The organism is Micromonospora violae, from assembly GCF_004217135.1.
In the GTDB taxonomy this organism is placed as follows: Bacteria; Actinomycetota; Actinomycetes; order Mycobacteriales; family Micromonosporaceae; genus Micromonospora; species Micromonospora violae.
Map to the genome: position 1 here is coordinate 6,777,027 of NZ_SHKK01000001.1, position 16,252 is coordinate 6,793,278.

Annotated in this window: 18 protein-coding genes; 10 read left to right on the top strand and 8 right to left on the bottom strand. The window is 72.4% G+C overall.

The genetic code is table 11. The features are described 5' to 3' along the window. Window positions 1–31 precede the first annotated feature (31 nt). On the top strand, window positions 32–1,039 hold the full coding sequence (locus tag EV382_RS30780; protein WP_130407674.1) for a hypothetical protein: 1,008 nt from the start codon (window positions 32–34) through the stop codon (window positions 1,037–1,039). Between the two features lies 1 nt (window position 1,040). On the opposite strand, the gene EV382_RS30785 is transcribed toward EV382_RS30780, so the two are convergent. Genes EV382_RS30785 through EV382_RS30800 form a run of 4 tightly spaced genes read right to left on the bottom strand, consistent with a single transcriptional unit; the run spans window position 1,041 to window position 4,076 of the window. Beyond that, a complete protein-coding gene (locus EV382_RS30785) occupies window positions 1,041–1,604 on the bottom strand; it encodes an SOUL family heme-binding protein (protein WP_130407676.1) in 564 nt (187 codons plus the stop codon). Between the two features lie 32 nt (window positions 1,605–1,636). Beyond that, window positions 1,637–2,386, bottom strand: coding sequence for a YqeB family protein (locus EV382_RS30790; protein WP_130407678.1), 750 nt, complete (start codon window positions 2,384–2,386; stop codon window positions 1,637–1,639). A gap of 2 nt (window positions 2,387–2,388) precedes the next feature. After that, entirely contained in the window at window positions 2,389–3,186 is a 798-nt protein-coding gene (locus EV382_RS30795) for an ABC transporter permease (RefSeq protein ID WP_130407680.1), read from the bottom strand. Next, the gene (locus EV382_RS30800) at window positions 3,183–4,076 is read right to left on the bottom strand and encodes an ABC transporter ATP-binding protein (RefSeq protein ID WP_130407682.1); all 894 of its coding nucleotides are present in this window, start codon (window positions 4,074–4,076) and stop codon (window positions 3,183–3,185) included. Before EV382_RS30800 ends, EV382_RS30795 begins: the two co-directional genes overlap by 4 nt. 132 nt (window positions 4,077–4,208) lie before the next feature. Between EV382_RS30800 and EV382_RS30805 the strand changes: the two genes are divergently transcribed. The 3 genes from EV382_RS30805 (at window position 4,209) to EV382_RS30815 (ending at window position 6,767) form a co-directional block, all read left to right on the top strand. After that, a complete protein-coding gene (locus EV382_RS30805; protein ID WP_130407684.1) occupies window positions 4,209–5,459 on the top strand; it encodes a sensor histidine kinase in 1,251 nt (416 codons plus the stop codon). Beyond that, complete coding sequence (locus EV382_RS30810; protein WP_130407686.1) at window positions 5,438–6,151, top strand: response regulator; 714 nt, start codon at window positions 5,438–5,440, stop codon at window positions 6,149–6,151. The genes EV382_RS30805 and EV382_RS30810 overlap by 22 nt, the downstream gene beginning before the upstream one ends. A gap of 205 nt (window positions 6,152–6,356) precedes the next feature. After that, window positions 6,357–6,767 carry a hypothetical protein gene (locus EV382_RS30815; RefSeq protein WP_130407688.1) on the top strand — a complete coding sequence of 137 codons (411 nt, stop codon included), beginning with the start codon at window positions 6,357–6,359 and terminating at the stop codon, window positions 6,765–6,767. Between the two features lie 101 nt (window positions 6,768–6,868). Here EV382_RS30815 and EV382_RS30820 read toward each other — a convergent pair whose 3' ends face one another. Continuing rightward, window positions 6,869–7,648 (bottom strand): D-Ala-D-Ala carboxypeptidase family metallohydrolase, encoded by a 780-nt coding sequence (locus tag EV382_RS30820; protein ID WP_130407690.1) that lies wholly within the window; start codon window positions 7,646–7,648, stop codon window positions 6,869–6,871. A 305-nt stretch (window positions 7,649–7,953) separates the two neighbouring features. Here EV382_RS30820 and EV382_RS30825 point away from each other — a divergent pair, with 305 nt between their 5' ends. After that, window positions 7,954–8,592 (top strand): DUF6642 family protein, encoded by a 639-nt coding sequence (locus EV382_RS30825; protein WP_130407692.1) that lies wholly within the window; start codon window positions 7,954–7,956, stop codon window positions 8,590–8,592. 42 nt (window positions 8,593–8,634) lie between these two features. Then, window positions 8,635–9,099 carry a PPOX class F420-dependent oxidoreductase gene (locus EV382_RS30830; RefSeq protein ID WP_130407694.1) on the top strand — a complete coding sequence of 155 codons (465 nt, stop codon included), beginning with the start codon at window positions 8,635–8,637 and terminating at the stop codon, window positions 9,097–9,099. Between the two features lie 49 nt (window positions 9,100–9,148). On the opposite strand, the gene EV382_RS30835 is transcribed toward EV382_RS30830, so the two are convergent. Next, entirely contained in the window at window positions 9,149–10,381 is a 1,233-nt protein-coding gene (locus EV382_RS30835) for a serine hydrolase domain-containing protein (RefSeq protein WP_130407696.1), read from the bottom strand. Between the two features lie 96 nt (window positions 10,382–10,477). On the opposite strand from EV382_RS30835, the gene EV382_RS30840 reads away from it, so the two are divergent. The 3 genes from EV382_RS30840 (at window position 10,478) to EV382_RS30850 (ending at window position 12,657) form a co-directional block, all read left to right on the top strand. Next, window positions 10,478–11,071 carry a pentapeptide repeat-containing protein gene (locus tag EV382_RS30840; RefSeq protein ID WP_130407698.1) on the top strand — a complete coding sequence of 198 codons (594 nt, stop codon included), beginning with the start codon at window positions 10,478–10,480 and terminating at the stop codon, window positions 11,069–11,071. A gap of 197 nt (window positions 11,072–11,268) precedes the next feature. Beyond that, window positions 11,269–12,210 (top strand): hypothetical protein, encoded by a 942-nt coding sequence (locus EV382_RS30845; protein ID WP_130407700.1) that lies wholly within the window; start codon window positions 11,269–11,271, stop codon window positions 12,208–12,210. Between the two features lie 117 nt (window positions 12,211–12,327). After that, a complete protein-coding gene (locus EV382_RS30850; RefSeq protein WP_130407702.1) occupies window positions 12,328–12,657 on the top strand; it encodes a hypothetical protein in 330 nt (109 codons plus the stop codon). 45 nt (window positions 12,658–12,702) lie between these two features. On the opposite strand, the gene dacB is transcribed toward EV382_RS30850, so the two are convergent. Further along, window positions 12,703–14,286: a D-alanyl-D-alanine carboxypeptidase/D-alanyl-D-alanine endopeptidase gene (dacB, locus tag EV382_RS30855; protein WP_130407704.1), complete on the bottom strand. Its 1,584-nt coding sequence runs from the start codon at window positions 14,284–14,286 to the stop codon at window positions 12,703–12,705. Window positions 14,287–14,352: 66 nt separating this feature from the next. Further along, window positions 14,353–15,069 (bottom strand): MIP/aquaporin family protein, encoded by a 717-nt coding sequence (locus EV382_RS30860; RefSeq protein ID WP_130407706.1) that lies wholly within the window; start codon window positions 15,067–15,069, stop codon window positions 14,353–14,355. 109 nt (window positions 15,070–15,178) lie between these two features. On the opposite strand from EV382_RS30860, the gene EV382_RS30865 reads away from it, so the two are divergent. Further along, a complete protein-coding gene (locus EV382_RS30865) occupies window positions 15,179–16,252 on the top strand; it encodes an NAD(P)-binding domain-containing protein (protein WP_130407708.1) in 1,074 nt (357 codons plus the stop codon).

Sequence of the window (16,252 nt, forward strand, 5' to 3'; positions counted from 1 at the left end):
GCGAAGGCGAGCGAGCCGATACCGTCCACGGATGCGATACGCGCGCCCGCTCGGGTTGCTGCTCTCCGCCGCCGCCGTGGTGCTCTGGGCGTACGGCATGACCTGGTGGCAACCGCTGACCGAACCGCTCGGCCCGTGGTCGGAGACCCTGCCGGGGAACAACACCTACTGGGCGCGCGACCTGCGGTTCATGGCGATCATGGCGGTGCCGCTCGGGCTGGTGCTGGCCGGTCGGGGGCAGCTGCGGTGGGGCGGCCCGGCGGTGGTGTTGGGCGGCTGCTGGGTCGCCGCCGACCTGGCGATCGACCGGGCCGATCCGATCGGCGTCGACGCGACGGTGCTGCTCGCGGTCGCCGGGTGTGGTGTGCTCGGCGTGTTCGCCGCGGTGCTGCTGTGGTGGGAGCGCCGCCGGCCGCGAACGGGGGAGCCGGGCACCGCGCCGGCCGCCGACCGGCGGGTGCTGACCGGCACCGCCTGCGTGGCCGGGGTGCTGACGCTGGTGGCGGCCGCCATCGAGTCACCGACCGACCGGGAGCCGGAGCTGAACCAGGGTGCCCTGCTCACCGCGGCGCTGCTGGTGGTCCTGACCGTCGTCGCCGCGGTGGCGGCGGCTCCGGCGCGGACCTGGGCTCGCGTCGGGCTGGCGGCTGGCCTCACCGTGGTGGCCCTGCTCGGCGTCGGGCTGGTCCGTGCCGCCGAGCCGGGCACGCGCCTGCTGCCGGAGGCCGCGCTCGGGGCGGTGCTGCTCACCGGGGTCACCCTGCTGGCCTGGGACTGGCCGGGTGGCCGGCCGATCTGGTGGCACCACGCCCTGGCCGCTCTCCTCGCGCTGGTGGGACCGATGGTGTTCCTGGTGGCCACGGCCCTGCCCATGCTGGTGCTGCCGGTCGGCGCGACGTTCACCGCGCTGGCCGGCAACAGCCCGATCCACGCCGCCGACTCCGATCTGCTGTTCTCACTGGCCGGGCTGCTCGCCGGGCTGGGAATGGCCGTGTTGCTGGCTCGGCCGAGCGTCGACGACCGTCGGCAGCTCCGGTAGCTCACTCGACGACCGGCAGCACGACCTCGTTGCGGCGCAGGAACCACGGCTTCCACGGTGGGTCGAAACGCGCGTACCGGATGGCGCCGGTGGGTTGCAGCCCAGCCGCGGTCACCGACCGGCCGAGCATGGTGGCCCGCTGGCCGAACGCCTGCTCCGTCCACCGCCCGGAGAAGCGCATCGCCGCCGCCAGTTGCGCCGGCACCTCGCGGATGCGTATCCGGGCGTCCACCGGCTCGGGCAGGGTGGCGGTGGTGGCGGTGGCCGGCATGACGAACTGGATCAGGTACGCCCCCGGCTGCTCGCCCTCGACCTGGACCACCGGCGCGGTCATGGCGATCTTCTCCGAGCCGCCGGCCGCCGCCATCGCCGGCGCGGCCGAACCGATCGGGTGCCGGGCCCGGTTGGCGCCCCCGATGTACGCGGCCAGCGGCCGGAACGCCTCGATCGGCGCCCGGGTGAACGAGGCCTGGATCTGCATCTCGGCCACCAGATGAGCGGGGTACCGACGCAGCTCGAAACCGGGGTGTCGGGACACCACCCGGTACGGCTGCTGTTCGGTCATCGCGCGGCTCCCAGGGTCTACTGGGACAGACGCTACCGCCCGTTCGCCTCCCGCTCGGTCGAAGTCGGCTGCTCCGGCCCGGGTGCGACGGCCCGGCTGGTCAACCGCCAGTACTGCCTTTTGTCCTCGTCGCGGAGCACCACCCCGATCAGGCCCAGTTCGCGGCGTAACTCCCGGGCGTCGTCGCGGCGGTCCCGCTGGATCGCCCGGTCCCGGGCCCGCAGCAACGCGTCCGCGCCGGCCGGCAACCCGGGCAGGTCGGGCACCCACAGCCGGTACGCCGACCGGTGCGGGTCGTCGTCCGCCCATCCCCAGCCGTGCGCCCGGAACGCCGCCGCCAGGTGTGCGGCGGGCAGGTCCGTCGGTTCCCGGACCAGTTCCGCGCCGTCGGCGTCGAGGAGCACCAGGTGCTTGTCGGCGAGGAGGACCACCCGGGTGTCGACCCGTGCGACCGTCCGGTTCTCGTCGGAGCGGCGCAGCCGGACCTGCGCCGCGTCGACGGTGACGATCAGCCGTTCGGCGGTGCCGATCCCGGCGATGACGAGGCCGACCACCACGCCCACCGCGATGGTGCCGCCGGTGGCCTGCGGTTCGGGCAGCCGGTCCAGCCATTCGAACAGAAAGCCGAACGGCACCCAGGGCAGCCGGGCGAGCCAGCCCGTGGTCGCCGCGAGGAGCCATCCGGCGCCCGCGCCGAGCAGCGGGAAGCCACCCCACAGGACCGCCAGCTCCAGCGGGCCTCCGCTGACCACGGTGCGCGGACGGTAACCGGCCTCGTCCATGGTCAGGACACCTCGCGGCGCAGCGTCCGGACCAGTCCGGCGGCCAGCGGGAGGACCATCCAGACGAGCAGCGAGACCACGATCCGCCCCCACTGCTCACCGGTGAGCGCGTCGCTGCCGAACAGAGGTTCCATGGTCTTGCTGGTGTCCAGCCACTCGGACGGACCGCGCAGGGGCTTGACCACCTCGCCGAGCACCCCCCACAGGGTGGGCAGCAGCAGGTAGCCGACGATCGCCAGCGGCGGGTTGAGGAGCAGCAGGCCGAAAGCGGCACCCATCAGCACACCGGTGACCTGGAAGATCGCCGCGTTCAGCACCAGTGACCCGTCGATCTGCCAGGTGCCCGCGCCGCCGAGGGCTCCGGCGAGAAGCGTCCCCACGGCGGCGACGGCGAGGCTGGCCAGCACCGAGGCGAGCGCGGTCAGCGACACGGCGATGAGCTTCGCGACCACCACCCGCTCCCGGCGGGGCACCAGCGCGTACGTGGTGAGGGCAGTGCGCTGCGACCACTCACTGGTGATCGACAGGATGCCGAGCACCGGCAGCAACACCCCGATCGGCAGCAGCGAAGGGGTGAAGAAGTTGACGAAGGTCTGTGCCGTGTCGTCGGCGTAGACCAGTTGCAGGGTGACGATCACGGCGGTGATCAGGCCGATGGTGATCAGCAGCCAGCGACCGGCGCGGGTGTCGACGAGCTTGCGCAGCTCCACGTGGGTGAGCCGGAGCAGCGACGGACGGCGTACCGGGGAAAGGTGCCGGGGCGCGACGGCACCGGCGGCGGGCGCGGTGGTGGTGGTCATCGGACGGCCTCCTTGGTGGATTCGCCGGCGGTCAGGGTCAGGAAGAGCTGCTCGAGGCCGCCGCCGGCGGGACGCAGCTCGGCCAGCGCGACGCCGGCATCGGCCGCCGCCTGGCCGACCGCCTCGGCGTCGGCCTGTACCAGGAGACCGTCGGCGCTGTCGGCGGCGGTCAGACCCGCCACCGACAGCGCCCGGTGCAGCGCCGCGCCGTCGCGGGCCCGGACCACCGTGCCGCCCCCGGCCAGCAGCTCGTTCTTGTCGCCCTGGGCCACGATCCGGCCACCCCCGATCACCACCAGCCGGTCCGCGACCGCCTCCACCTCACGCAGCAGGTGGGAGGAGAGCAGCACGGTGCCGCCCCGGTCGGCGAAGTCGCGCAGCAGGCCGCGCATCCAGAAGATGCCCTCCGGGTCCAGGCCGTTGGCCGGCTCGTCGAGGATCAACACCCGAGGGTCACCGAGCATCGCCTGCGCCAGCCCGAGCCGTTGGCGCATGCCCAGCGAGTACGCCCGGACCCGACGCTTCGCGGCCACCGCGTTCAACCCGACCAGGTCGAGCTTCGCGGCGACCTCGCGCCGGTCCAACCCCATGGTGTACGCGGACAGCGTCAACGCCTCGCGGCCGGTGCGCCCGGCGTGCTGGGCGGAGGCGTCCAGCAGCACCCCGACCTCCCGTCCCGGGTTGGGCAGGTCCCGGTACGGGTGCCCGGAGACGGTGGCGCGGCCGGCGGTCGGCGTGGTGAGACCGCAGATCATGCGCATGGTCGTCGACTTGCCGGCGCCGTTGGGGCCGAGGAAGCCGGTGACGGTGCCCGGCTCGCACTGGAACGACACGTCGTCCACGGCCGGGTGTGGTCCGTATCGCTTGGTGAGGTTCTCCACGGTGATCATGTGGTCGAGCCTGCCCGCGCCACCCGGCCCTCCGCTGCGGCCAGCGGTCGGTGCCGTGTCGACCTTGGTCGACGGCCGGGAATCGACTTTGGTAGCTGGTCGGGTCGCCCTTCGGCTGCCTAGCATGGCGTCGTGACCAGCCTCGCCGTCCCGGAGCACCCCTGGCTGCTGCCAGGGGAGCTGGTGGTGCCGGCCGACAGTGGGCGGACGCGTCCGCGCCGCACCACCCGCGACTGGATCGTGGACAGCCTCGCGTTCCTGGTCTCCGTGGTCTGGGTGCTGTTCGCCACCGCCGACGCCCTGTCGCCCGACCCGGCGATGGCCGCCCCGCTCCCGCACGACTGGATGACCGGCGCCGACGCAGTGATCGGGCTGGTCTGCTGCGGGCTGCTCTGGTTGCGCCGCCGATGGCCACTCGGGCTGGTGGTGGCGACGACACCGCTCACCTTGTTCTCGATGGCCGCCGCCATCCCGCTGTTGATCTTCTACTTCACTGTGGTGGTACACCGACGGACGGTCATCGCGATCGCGGTGACCGGTGCGGGTCTCGTCACCAACCTGGCCTTCAGTTGGATCCGTCCGGACCCGAGCATGCCGTACTGGGCCACCGTGTCCTGGGGCGTGGTGCTCAGCTTCACCGTGCTGGCCTGGGGGATGTTCGTCCGGGCCCGCCGGCAGTTGGTCGTGTCGCTGCGGGAGCGGGCCGAGCGGGCCGAGGCCGAGCAGCAGCTGCGGGTCGCCCAGGCCCGTCATCTCGAACGCACCCGCATCGCCCGGGAGATGCACGACGTGCTGGCGCACCGGATCTCGCTGCTCAGCCTGCACGCGGGCGCGCTGGAGTTCCGCCCGGACGCGCCGGCGGACGAGGTGGCCCGCGCCGCCGGGGTGATCCGGGGCAGCGCGCACGCCGCCCTACAGGACCTGCGGGAGGTGATCGGGGTGCTCCGGGCCGAGGACGGCGGCGGCGACGCCCCGGAGCCGCCCCAGCCCACCCTCGCCGACCTGCCCGCCCTGATCGACGAGTCGCGCACGGCCGGGGTGCGGGTGAACGTCAGCGACAGCGTCGCGTCACCGGAGCAGGTGCCGGCGGCGCTGGGTCGGGCCGCGTACCGGATCGTGCAGGAGGGGCTGACCAACGCCCGCAAGCACGCGGCCGGCGCGGCCGTCACCGTGGACGTGGCCGGTGGGCCGGGCACCGGGCTGACCGTGGCGATCGGCAACCGGTGGCCGGTCGGCACGCCGGCCGGCGGCACCCTGCCGGGCGCGGGCACCGGCCTGGTCGGCATCAGCGAACGGGTCACCCTGGCCGGCGGCCGGCTCGCCTACGGCCGCGACGACACCGGTGACTTCCGGCTGGCCGCCTGGCTGCCGTGGCCGGCGTGACCAGCCCCGCCGGTGCCGCCCGGCCGCCGGTGCGCGTGCTGATCGTGGACGACGACGCGCTGGTCCGGGCCGGGCTCTCGATGATCCTCGGCGGCCTACCGGACCTGACCGTGGTCGGCGAGGCGACCGACGGTGGCGAGGTCCCGGCGGCAGTCGCCGCGTACGCCCCGGACGTGGTGCTGATGGACATCCGGATGCCCCGGGTCGACGGGCTGACCGCCACCGAGGCGCTGCGTGCCCAGCCGGACCCGCCGGAGGTGCTGGTGCTGACCACCTTCGACGCCGATGAGCAGGTGCTGCGGGCGCTCCGCGCCGGGGCGGCCGGCTTCCTGCTCAAGGACACCCCACCGGCGGAGATCGTGCACGCCGTACGCCGGGTGGCGGCCGGCGAGGCGACGCTCTCCCCGACCGTGACCCGGACGTTGATCGCCCACGTGACGGGGGTCGCCCCCGGCCCGGTCGGCCCGGACCCGCGCCGGCAGCGGGCGCTGCGGCAGCTCAACGGGCTCAGTGAGCGGGAGCGGCAGGTGGCGGTCGCGCTGGGGCGGGGCCACACCAACGCGGAGATCGCGGGGGAGTTGTTCATGAGTGTGGCGACGGTGAAGGCGTACGTCTCCCGGCTGCTGACCCGACTGGAGCTGAACAACCGGGTCCAGGTGGCGCTGCTCGTGCACGACGCCGGCCTCGTCTGACGGTCGCGGGTCGTCGGGCCGCTTGATCTGTCACGCCAACGTGGACGAGGTTGCGCTCATTTCTGGTTGTTCCATCGTTGGTAGTGCCAGAAGTGATCGTGCCGACCGGTGGATTGAACTTTCGTCCGGTGTCCGCCGTACCCATGGCCGAGGATGTCGGTGCGGTGGGTCCGCCGTACCGCTGCCGAACTGCGGGAGGCCTGCCATGCGAGTTGGTGAGCAGTCGACGGATCCCATCGACCAGGTGCTGGGTGAGGTGCCAATGCCGGCACCTCTGACTCCGGAGGATGTCCGGCTCGCGGTCCGGGCGGTGGTCGTACACACCGCCGAGGAGTGGCCGACCGGGCCGCTGTGCCGCAACGACGGTGCCTCCTACCCGTGCCGCCTGCATCGCTGGGGGCGACGGGTGTTGGAGGCGCACGGGCTCAACGAGCGGCAGATCGAGGCGTTGATCCGGCACGGCAATCCGTTCGTGCACGTACCCTTCCCGTTCACGGCGACTGGGCCGTCGCGGCAACCGGCCGCGCGGGTCGTCCCCCAGGGGGTACGGCCCACCGTTGCGGGCCGGCCGGTGACTCCCCCCGTCACCGCGCCGCGCTGGCCCCGGGCGAGCTGAGCGCGCGACCCCTCCGCCCACCCGACCCGGGGCGACACGACGTCGGCCCGGCGCGAAGATTCCCCCTCCGCGTCGGGCCGACGTCGCTCTGGTCGGGCGGCTCAGTTGCCGACCCCGCAGTCCGGAGCGGACCAGCTGGTCGTGTTCGAGCTGCGGTCGTTGTTGTTCTCCCGCCGCGAGTCGACGTGCACGTGGTCGTCGTGGTCGGGGTAGCCCGGTCCGTAGATCCCACTGAAACCGCTGTTGCGGGCGTTACGGGCGACCTGGCACAGCGACGACGTCCGAGAGATCACGTCGGCCGCGTTGCCGTACAGGTGTTGGCTGTCGGACGCGCCGCCGACCTGGTTGTTGCAGGCGCGGCTGCGGAAGCCGCTGGACACGTAGAGCGGCTTGTCGCCGAGGCTCTTGCGGAGCGCCTCCAGCTTCCACATGGTGCGCAGCGCGTTCTGCTTCGTCTGACTTGCCGAGAGCGGGCCGCCGCTCCACCCGCTTCCGCCGCACCCGTTGTCGAGTTCGCTGAAGCTGAAGTGCGCGGGCGTGCAGTCGTTGTCCTGGAGCTGGTACAGCTTGCCGAAGGTCTGCGGGCCGGCGATGCCGTCGGCGCGCAGCCCGTACGCCTGCTGGAACCGCTTGACCGCGGCGGCGGTCTTCGGCCCGTAGCGACCGTCGTTCTCCACGATGTCCCGGTAGCCGGCCCACCCGGCGATCCGAATCTGCAACTGGCGGACGTCGTCGCCGGAACGCCCCTGGGTCAGGGTGCGGTTCCAGGTGTAACAGCCGTCCGCGTGCGCCGCCGGTGCGGCGACCACCGTGGCGATTGCGGCCCCGGGTAGTGCCAGGGCGAATGCGACGGCGACACGCTTCAAGGTGTTTACGCGCACAGAAGTCCTCCCGATAGGAGAGCGAATGGGGTGGCTCCCGGGACATCGACCGAGAAGTCCCGTGATTTCTACCCTCGCACTGATCCGCGCCGTTGGAGGTGATTAACGAGAATCATGCTCATAATCCGCTGTACCTGGGTATTGGCTGGTAATTCGGCTGATTTGCGAAACAGCCATTCCCTCCTGATCGGCCCTTCCGAGGTCAAGCACACCGAACGTCGCAATCCGCCACACGGAGGGTGATGTTCCCGGGGTGATCGCGGCCGGTAACGTCAGCCCCGGGCAGCGGACTGGCGGAGGTGCGCGTGGCACGCGGTGGCGTCTTCTGTGTCGAGGGTCAGTGGCACCGTGACCTCAACGAGCGGGGCTCGGTGCTGCCCACGCTGGAGCTGCTGGAGCGGCTGGGCAAGATCCGCTTCATCCACAAGGACGCGGCCACCCGCGACGAGCTGTTCTACTTCCTGGACCGTTGGCTGCTCAAGCAGTACGCCGACCACCGGGTCGGCTTCTTCGCCATGCACGGCGAACCGAGCCGGCTCTGCCTCACCGACTGGCAGTCCGTGGAGTTGAACGAGGTCGCCGAGCTGATGGCCGGCCGCGCCGAGGGGCGGCGACTCTATTTCGGCAGCTGCTCGGTGCTGCGCGCCTCGGACGCCGTGCTGCGCGAGTTCCTGGAGGTCACCGGAGCCGCTCTGATCTGCGGTTTCACCCGAGAAGTCGACTGGGTCGAATCGGCGGCCTTCGAAACCGTCCTTCTCGACGTGCTCACCAACGGCCAGCGACACAATGCCGCCGAACTGCGGATGGGCTCCGCCCACTGGGCGCCACTCGCGTCGTACCTCGGTTTTCGGGTGATCTACGCCAACGGTCGGGCCTGGCGTCCGTCCAGCCGGCCCCGGGTGCCCACCCAGGCGGAGCGCCACGCCGCGGCCCGACCCCGCTGACCCGCCGCCGTCGCTGCGCCCGCGCCCTGGTAGGAACGAGGAATGGCACGCAGCATCGCAAGGAACACCCGGGTCGACCGGGACGGCCTGCTCGACTTCATCCGGCCGCGACACCGCGTCCTGCTGATGACCACCCGAGCCGACGGACGCCCGCAGTCGTCCCCGGTCTCCGCCGGGGTCGACGGGCAGGGACGGCTGGTCGTCTCCACCTACCCCGAGCGCGCGAAGGTGACCAACCTCCGCCGCGACCCCCGGGTCTCGGCCTGCGTGCTCAGTGACGACTGGAACGGCCCCTGGGTGCAGATCGACGGCACCGCCGAGGTGCTGGACCTGCCCGAGGCGCTGGAGCCGCTGGTCGAGTACTTCCGCAGCATCTCCGGTGAGCACCCGGACTGGGACGACTACCGGGCGGCCATGGTGCGCCAGGGCAAGTCGCTGATCCGGGTCACCATCGACGCCTGGGGTCCGATCGCCACCGGTGGCTTCCCGGCCCGGCTCGCCGACTGACCCGCCCGCCGGGGGATCATCACCGCCCGCACGCGAGCGGCAACCGCGGTCAGTCGACCAGGGCGGCGTAGACGAGTTGGCGCAGCTGGGAGCGGAGCGGATAGGTGCTCGACGGCATCAACTGCGTGAACAGCAGCGCGGTGATCTCCTCGGCCGGGTCGATCCAGAACGCGGTGCTGGCCACCCCGCCCCAGTAGTACTCGCCGACGCTGCTCGGCACCCGGCTGGGGATCGGGTCGTCGACCACCGCGAAGCCGAGGCCGAAGCCGATCCCGTCCAGGGTGGTCTCGGCGAAGCCGCCGGTGGACAGGGTGCCGAGGTCCTGACCGCCGGGCAGGTGGTTGCGGGTCATGAACCGCACCGTGCGGGGCCCGAGCAGCCGTACGCCGTCCAGCTCGCCGCCGCGCAGCAGCATCGACGTGAACCGGTGGTAGTCGGCGGCGCTGGAGATCAGGCCGCCGCCGCCGGAGAGCAGCGCCGGCTTGCGCAACGCCAGCGACCCCAGGCTGTCGTAGCGGACGGCCCGGCCGCTGCGTGGTTCCGGTACGTAGAGCGCGGCCAACCGGTCGGCCTCGTCGCCCTCCACCCACCAGCGGGTGTCGGTCATGCTCAGCGGCTGGAAGATCCGGTCGGCGAAGAACGCGTCGAGGCTCTGCCCGGAGATCACCTCGACGAGTCGGCCGAGCACGTCGGTGGCGACCGAGTAACCCCACGCCGAGCCGGGCTGGAACAGCAGCGGTAGCTCGCCGAAGGCCGCGCAGGCGCCGGCCAGGTCGACGTCCGCCGGTGGGTACAGGTCGTAGCCGGCGGCCCGGTAGAGCCCGTCGACCACCGAGGTCTGCATGAAGCCGTACGTCAGGCCGGCCGTGTGGGTGAGCAGATGCCAGACCCGGATCGGCTCGACCGCCGGCACGGTGTACGGCTTGAGCGCCGACCCCTTGGAGTAGACCCGCAGGTCGGCGAACTCGGGCAACCAGCGACTGATCTCGTCGGTCAGCTCGAACCGGCCCTCCTCCCACAGCATCATCGCCGCGACCGAGGTGACCGGCTTGGTCATCGAGTAGATCCGCCAGAGCGTGTCGGCTTCGACCGGCGCGCCCGACTCCCGGTCGCGCAGCCCGTACGTCGACGAGTGCGCCACCTTGCCCTGCCGGGTGACCACCACCTGCCAGCCGGCCAGCCGGCCGTCGTCGACGTACCGGCCGAAGTGCTCGTCGATCCGCGCGAGCCGCGCCGGGTCGAAACCGATCTGATCCGGGTCGCTGTTCCGAGCCACACTCACACCGCCGAACCTACTTGTCGGTACGCCGACGCCGGAAGGGGGTCGGCATCGGCCCGCCGGCCGCCGGCTGTCGGGGCTGCCCACTAGCCTGGCCGGATGCCGGAGTTGACCGAGGACGTGACCTTTCGCAACGAGGACTGGTACGGCGAGGAGCTGACCGACCGGCACTTCGTGGGTTGCGAGTTCTTCGGGGTGGACCTGACCGAGGCGGTGAGCAGAGGCGCGGTCTTCACCGGCTGCACGTTCGGCAACGTGGCGTTCAACGCCTCCCGGCATGTCGACTCCGCCTTCACCCGGTGCGTCTTTCGGCGGTGCAACTTCTTCGAGGCCGAGTTCACCGGCTGCAAACTGGTCGGCAGCACCTTCAGCGAGTGCGACCTGCGTCCGTTGACGGTGGACGGCGGCGACTGGTCCTTCGCCGCGCTGCCCGGCGCCGATCTGCGCGGTGTGCGGCTGACCGGGGTGCGGATGCGCGAGGTGGACCTCACCAGGGCCAACCTCACCGGTGCTACCGTCACCGGTGTCGATCTCTCCGGCGCGCAGCTGACCAACGTCCGGCTCGGCGGCGCCGACCTGCGGGGCAGCGATCTCACCGCGCTGGACCCAACGGTCGTCGAGCGGGCCGGCGCGGTCATCGACGCCGAGCAGGCCATGGTCATCGCGCAGCTGCTCGGCTTCCGGATCGGCTGACGCGGAAGGCGCCGTTCTGCCCACGTGTGCGTGTGGTCGGGTCTGAGTTGTCCGGCCGCGTCCGGTGGTGGGCTGGACACGTCCGGCAGTCCGGATCTAGCGTGTCGTCCACGCCCGCGTATACGTGAAACGGCCCACAGTGGACGGTGTGGCCCGCGGCGGTCCAGGACGGCCGGGCGGCGGAGTGGGAGGGGTCGGTGGCGGACGAAGACCGCGCGCAGGCTGGTTCGAGGGCTGGCGACGCGCCGCCGAGGCACCGTCCGGGTGCCATGACCGCCGGGGTGACCCGCAGCGTGTCGCGCCGCGCCCGACGGCGGCGACGCTGGGCGGTGGAGGGTGCCGCCGTACTCGTCTGCCTGGTGGTGTTGATCTCGTACCTCAGCACCCGGTCCGGTCCGGAGCCCGACGACGACCAGGCGGGCCCGGGTGGCGTACCCGCCGGGGTCGCCCATTCCCCCGGTCTCCCGGCGGCCGACGGGCGCACCGGCGAGGCGGGACCGGCGACGCCGGGCCTGCGTCCGCGTCAGCGCCCACCCTCGCCCGACCCGACGCCGCCGGCCAGCGAGCCCGCTCCACCGCCGGCCAGGCCCGGTTCGACGGCGCTGTCACTGAGCCGGGCGGAGATGCCGGCCAGCGTCGACCTCACCGCCGTGGGCACCCGGGACTGGGTGCACTTCGGGGAGCGCGACGGCAGGTCGACGATCCGCAAGCGCTCCGGCTCCGGCGAGATCATCGACGGGGGTGGCGCCGGCCGGCGGGTCGGTTGGGACGGCAACCAGGAGTACGTCCGCTGGTCCGACGGCACGCCGGAGCGGTCGGCGAACGGCACCTCCAACGGCGTCTACACCTGCGGCGCCGGGAACGGGTTCAGCCTCGCCATCGCCGGCAGCGGTGCACCGCGCACGGTCCAGGTCTACGCCGGCATCTGGATGGCGCGGGGGCGACTGGAGGCGCGGCTGTCCACCGGCGGGCCCGCCAGAGTCGCTCGACTGGAAGACCCCTACACCAGTCAGAGCGCCCAGTTCACCATCCGCTTCACGCTGCCCAAGGGCGCCAGGCTGCTGCTGAACTGGACCGTCGAGAAGGTCTTCACGCCGCACTGCGGCAACGTCGGCCTCCAGGCCGTGACGGTGCGCTGACTGACTGACCGATCGCTGTGCGTTGCCGCGGCAGGACAGTTTGTCCGTCGCGCACCGTCGAATGCGTCATAACTTTCTGCTGTCCCCATCCGACCATCCAGTGTGGAGGCAGCGGAGATGAGTAGCAGCACCGTCCACCGCGTCCGTCGTGTCGCTTCGTCCGGCACCGGTGAAGCGTCCGGGGAGGTTCTTCGCGACATCCCCCTGCCGCCGTACGTGACGGGCGAGGACACCCAGTTCGCCGTACGGGCGGTGGTGGTGCACGCTCCCCAGCGGTGGTCCGGGGGAGTGGTCTGCCGCAACGATGCCAGCCCGCACCCGTGTCGCCTGCACCGCTGGGGCACCCGGGTGCTGGCGCTGCGCGGGCTGCGGGCCGCGGAGATCGCCGCGCTGATCGAGCGTGGCGACCCGACGGCGGTGGTCCCCCCACCGAACCGTCCGGCCTGAGCGCTCGCCAGGCCGGGAGGCGCACCCGCGCCTCCCGGCCGCCGCTCAGCAGGTGATCGGTTTGACCCAGGCGCACTCGACCCCCTCCGGGGTGCGCGGCGTCTCCGGCACCGCCGGTGGTGCCACCCGTGCCGTCGACGCGCCACCCGCACGGAAACCGGCCAGCGCCACCGCGATCTGGTCCTCCAGCGACTTCACCGACGCCGTCAGGTAGTTGTTCAGCAGGATGGAGAACGCCAACACCCGACCGTCGGCGCTGGTGACGTAACCGGAGAGCCCGGAGACACCGGTCAGGCTGCCGGTCTTGGCGTGCACGTTGCCCGCCGCCGGCGTGCCGGTCATCCGGCTGCGCAGGGTGCCGCCGACGAACCGTTCGGGCTCGCCCGCGATCGGCAGCGCCGCGTACCAGGTCGCGAACCACGGTTCGGCGCGGACGGCGCTCAGCAGCTCGACGAACTCCGCCGCCGGGACCAGGTTGCGTCGGGACAGCCCGGAGCCGTCCCGCTGGCGCAGCCTCCCGGTGTCCATTCCCGTGTCGGCGACGTACTCGCTGATCGCGGTGAGCCCGGCCGTCCACGTGCCCGAGCCGGAGAGCACCCGGCCGATCTCCTTGGTCAACACCTCGGCGTGCCCGTTGTTGGAGAGCTTGAGGAACGGCGTCATCAGCTCACCCAGGCTCATCGAGTCGTGTCGCGCCACCGGGTCGGCCGTCTCCGGGGTGGGCTGGCCGAGCACCGTCCGGCCGCGCACCCGGACGCCGTGTCGGTGCAACGCCGCCCGGAACACGTCGGCCGCGTACCCGGTGGGTTCCCAGACGGTGACCCAGTCGCTGGCGGGTTCGTCGCCGACGGCGATCTGACCGGTCACCACGATGGTGTTGCCGCCGTGCTCGCGCTCGATCGAGATCGAGGTCTCGCCGTCGTTGACCGTCTGGGCGCGGTTGTCGACGCGGACGTACCCGGTGGCGGGGGTGGTGGTGACCACCGGCGGGGCACCGGCCCGGTCAGCCGGTGCGGCGTTCACGATCACGGTCCCCGCGTCGTAGTCGGTGTCCGGGGCGACGGTCAGCGCGGAGACCTGTGCCGCGTAGTAGTAGGGCTCGTCGTCCCAGGTCCAGTCGGGGCCGAGCCGGGTGCGGTCGTAGCGGGTGTCGTCGGCGACCAGGTTTCCGGTGACCACCCGCACGCCGTCGTCGGCGACCTGCGCGGCGAGCGCGTCGTAGTCGGCGGCGAGCATCGTCGGGTCGCCCCCGCCGTGCAGGTAGAGGTTGCCGGAGAGCAGGCCGGCGCGGCGCTTGCCGCTGGCGCGTACGTCGGTGGTGAAGCGGTGGCCGGGGCCGAGCAGCTCAAGGGCTGCGGTCGAGGTCAGCAGTTTGGTGTTGGACGCCGGGATCAGCCGGCGGTCGCCGTTGCGGTCGTAGAGCGTCTGCCCCGTGCCGGTGTCGACCACGACCACCGACGCCTGCGCGCCGGCCAGCCGGCTGTCGGCGAGGATCGTGTCGATGGTGGCGCGCAGTTGGGTCGTCGCGGGGGTGGGCGACTCGGCCGTGGCACCGGGCGCGCCGGCGGTGGCCGCGGTGGCGACCAGCGCGAGCAGCGCGAGGGCCCGGGGAAAGTGACGGCGATGCATGCGTTGATGCTGCCACGGAGATATTCGCCAGAAAAGGCCCTCAGGCGAAAGATATTGCCGTCTGGGCTACCTCGGCCCGCCGACCGATTTCTCGTGACCGCCCCAGTAGTGCCGTTGCGCCCCCATCACCATGGGCGCGACCAGCGCGGCAAGCGCCCCGCCGAGCAGCGGGAAGACGATGAAGACCCAGAGTTGCCGCAGAGCCACGCCGCCCTCGAAGACCGCCGGGCCGAACGCGCGGGCCGGATTGACCGCCGCGCCGGTCAGCGTCACGCCCACCAGCTGGGTCGCGGCCAGAGCCAACCCGATGGCCAGCCCGGCGGTGCCCGGATTCTCGCTCCGGCTGGTCACCACCAGCACGACCAGCACGAAGAGGAAGGTCAGCACGACCTCCAGCACGGCGGCGCCGCCCCGGTTGATGTGCGCGCCGTAGCCGTTCGAGCCCAGCGCCCCGGTCTGGTCCGCGACGTCACCCCACCGGGTGAGCGCCCAGAGCACGAAGGCCGCGACGGTCGCGCCGATGAACTGCGCGATCCAGTACGCCACCGCCCCGAGCAGCGAGATCTTTCCGGAGAGCAGTACGCCGAGCGTCACAGCGGGGTTGACGTGGCTGCCGGAGAGCGGGCCGATCGTGTAGACGAGAGCCACCATCACGAACCCGAAGGCCAGCGCCACCACCACCACGCCGCCCTGCACCCGCGCGGCCACCGCGCTGCCCACGCCGAAGAACACCAGCAGCAGGGTGCCGAGGAGCTCTGCCCCGTACCGACGGAAGTCGCTCATTCACTCAGCGTAAGCGCAGGTCGGGTGGTCGAAGCCGGAATGGTCGGCTGTGACCGGCGCGACGGCCGAGAACGGGCAGCGGGGCGACAGTCACGGCGTTGCACCCCACGTGGACACCCACTCCGTGGACGTCGTGGTGATCGGTGCCGGGCAGGCCGGCCTGAGCGCCGGCTATCACCTGCGCCGCACCGGCTTCGCGCCCGGCAGTGGCTTCGTCATCCTCGACGCCGACCACGGGCCCGGTGGCGCCTGGCAGCACCGCTGGCCCACGCTGGTCTTCGACCGGGTGCACGGCTTCTCCGACCTGCCCGGGCTGCCCTTCCCGCCCGCCGAACCGCAACGCCCGGCGTCCGAGCAGGTCAGCGCGTACTTCGCCGCGTACGAGAAGGCCTTCGACCTGCCGGTGCGACGGCCGGTGCGGGTCCGGGCGGTGCGCTCCCGCCCCGACGGTCGACTGGATGTGCACACCGACAACGGCACGTGGACCGCCCGAGCCCTGATCAACGCCACCGGCACCTGGACGCGGCCGTTCTGGCCGCACTACCCGGGCCGGTCGACGTTTCGTGGCCGGCAGCTGCACACCGCCGACTATCGGGGGCCGGCCGAGTTCGCCGACCGTCGCGTGGTGGTGGTCGGTGGCGGCACCTCGGCCGTGCAACTGCTCGGCGAGGTCTCCACCGTTGCGGCGGCGACCAGTTGGGTGACCCGCCGGCCGCCGGAGTTCCGGGACGAGGAGTTCGGCCCGGAGTTGGGTCGCGCCGCCGTGGCCCGGGTGGACGAGGCGGTCCGGGCCGGCCGACCGCCGGGCAGCGTGGTGGGCGTCACCGGGCTCCCGGTCACCCCCGAGGTACGCCGACTGCGCGAACGCGGCGTCCTCGACCGGCTACCCATGTTCGACCGGATCACACCCGACGGGGTGGCCTGGACCGACGGGCGATTCGTGCCGGCGGACGTGATCCTCTGGTGCACCGGGTTCCGGGCGGCCATCGACCATCTCGCCCCGCTGGGCCTGCGCGCGCCGGGCGGCGGCATCACGATGGACGGCACCCGGGTGGTCGCCGACGCACGCGTCCACCTGGTCGGCTACGGCCCCTCGGCCAGCACGATCGGGGCCAACCGTGCCGGCCGCGCGGCGGTCAACGAGATTCGCGCCTGGCTGGCCCCGGCCGCCGCACTCCACTGA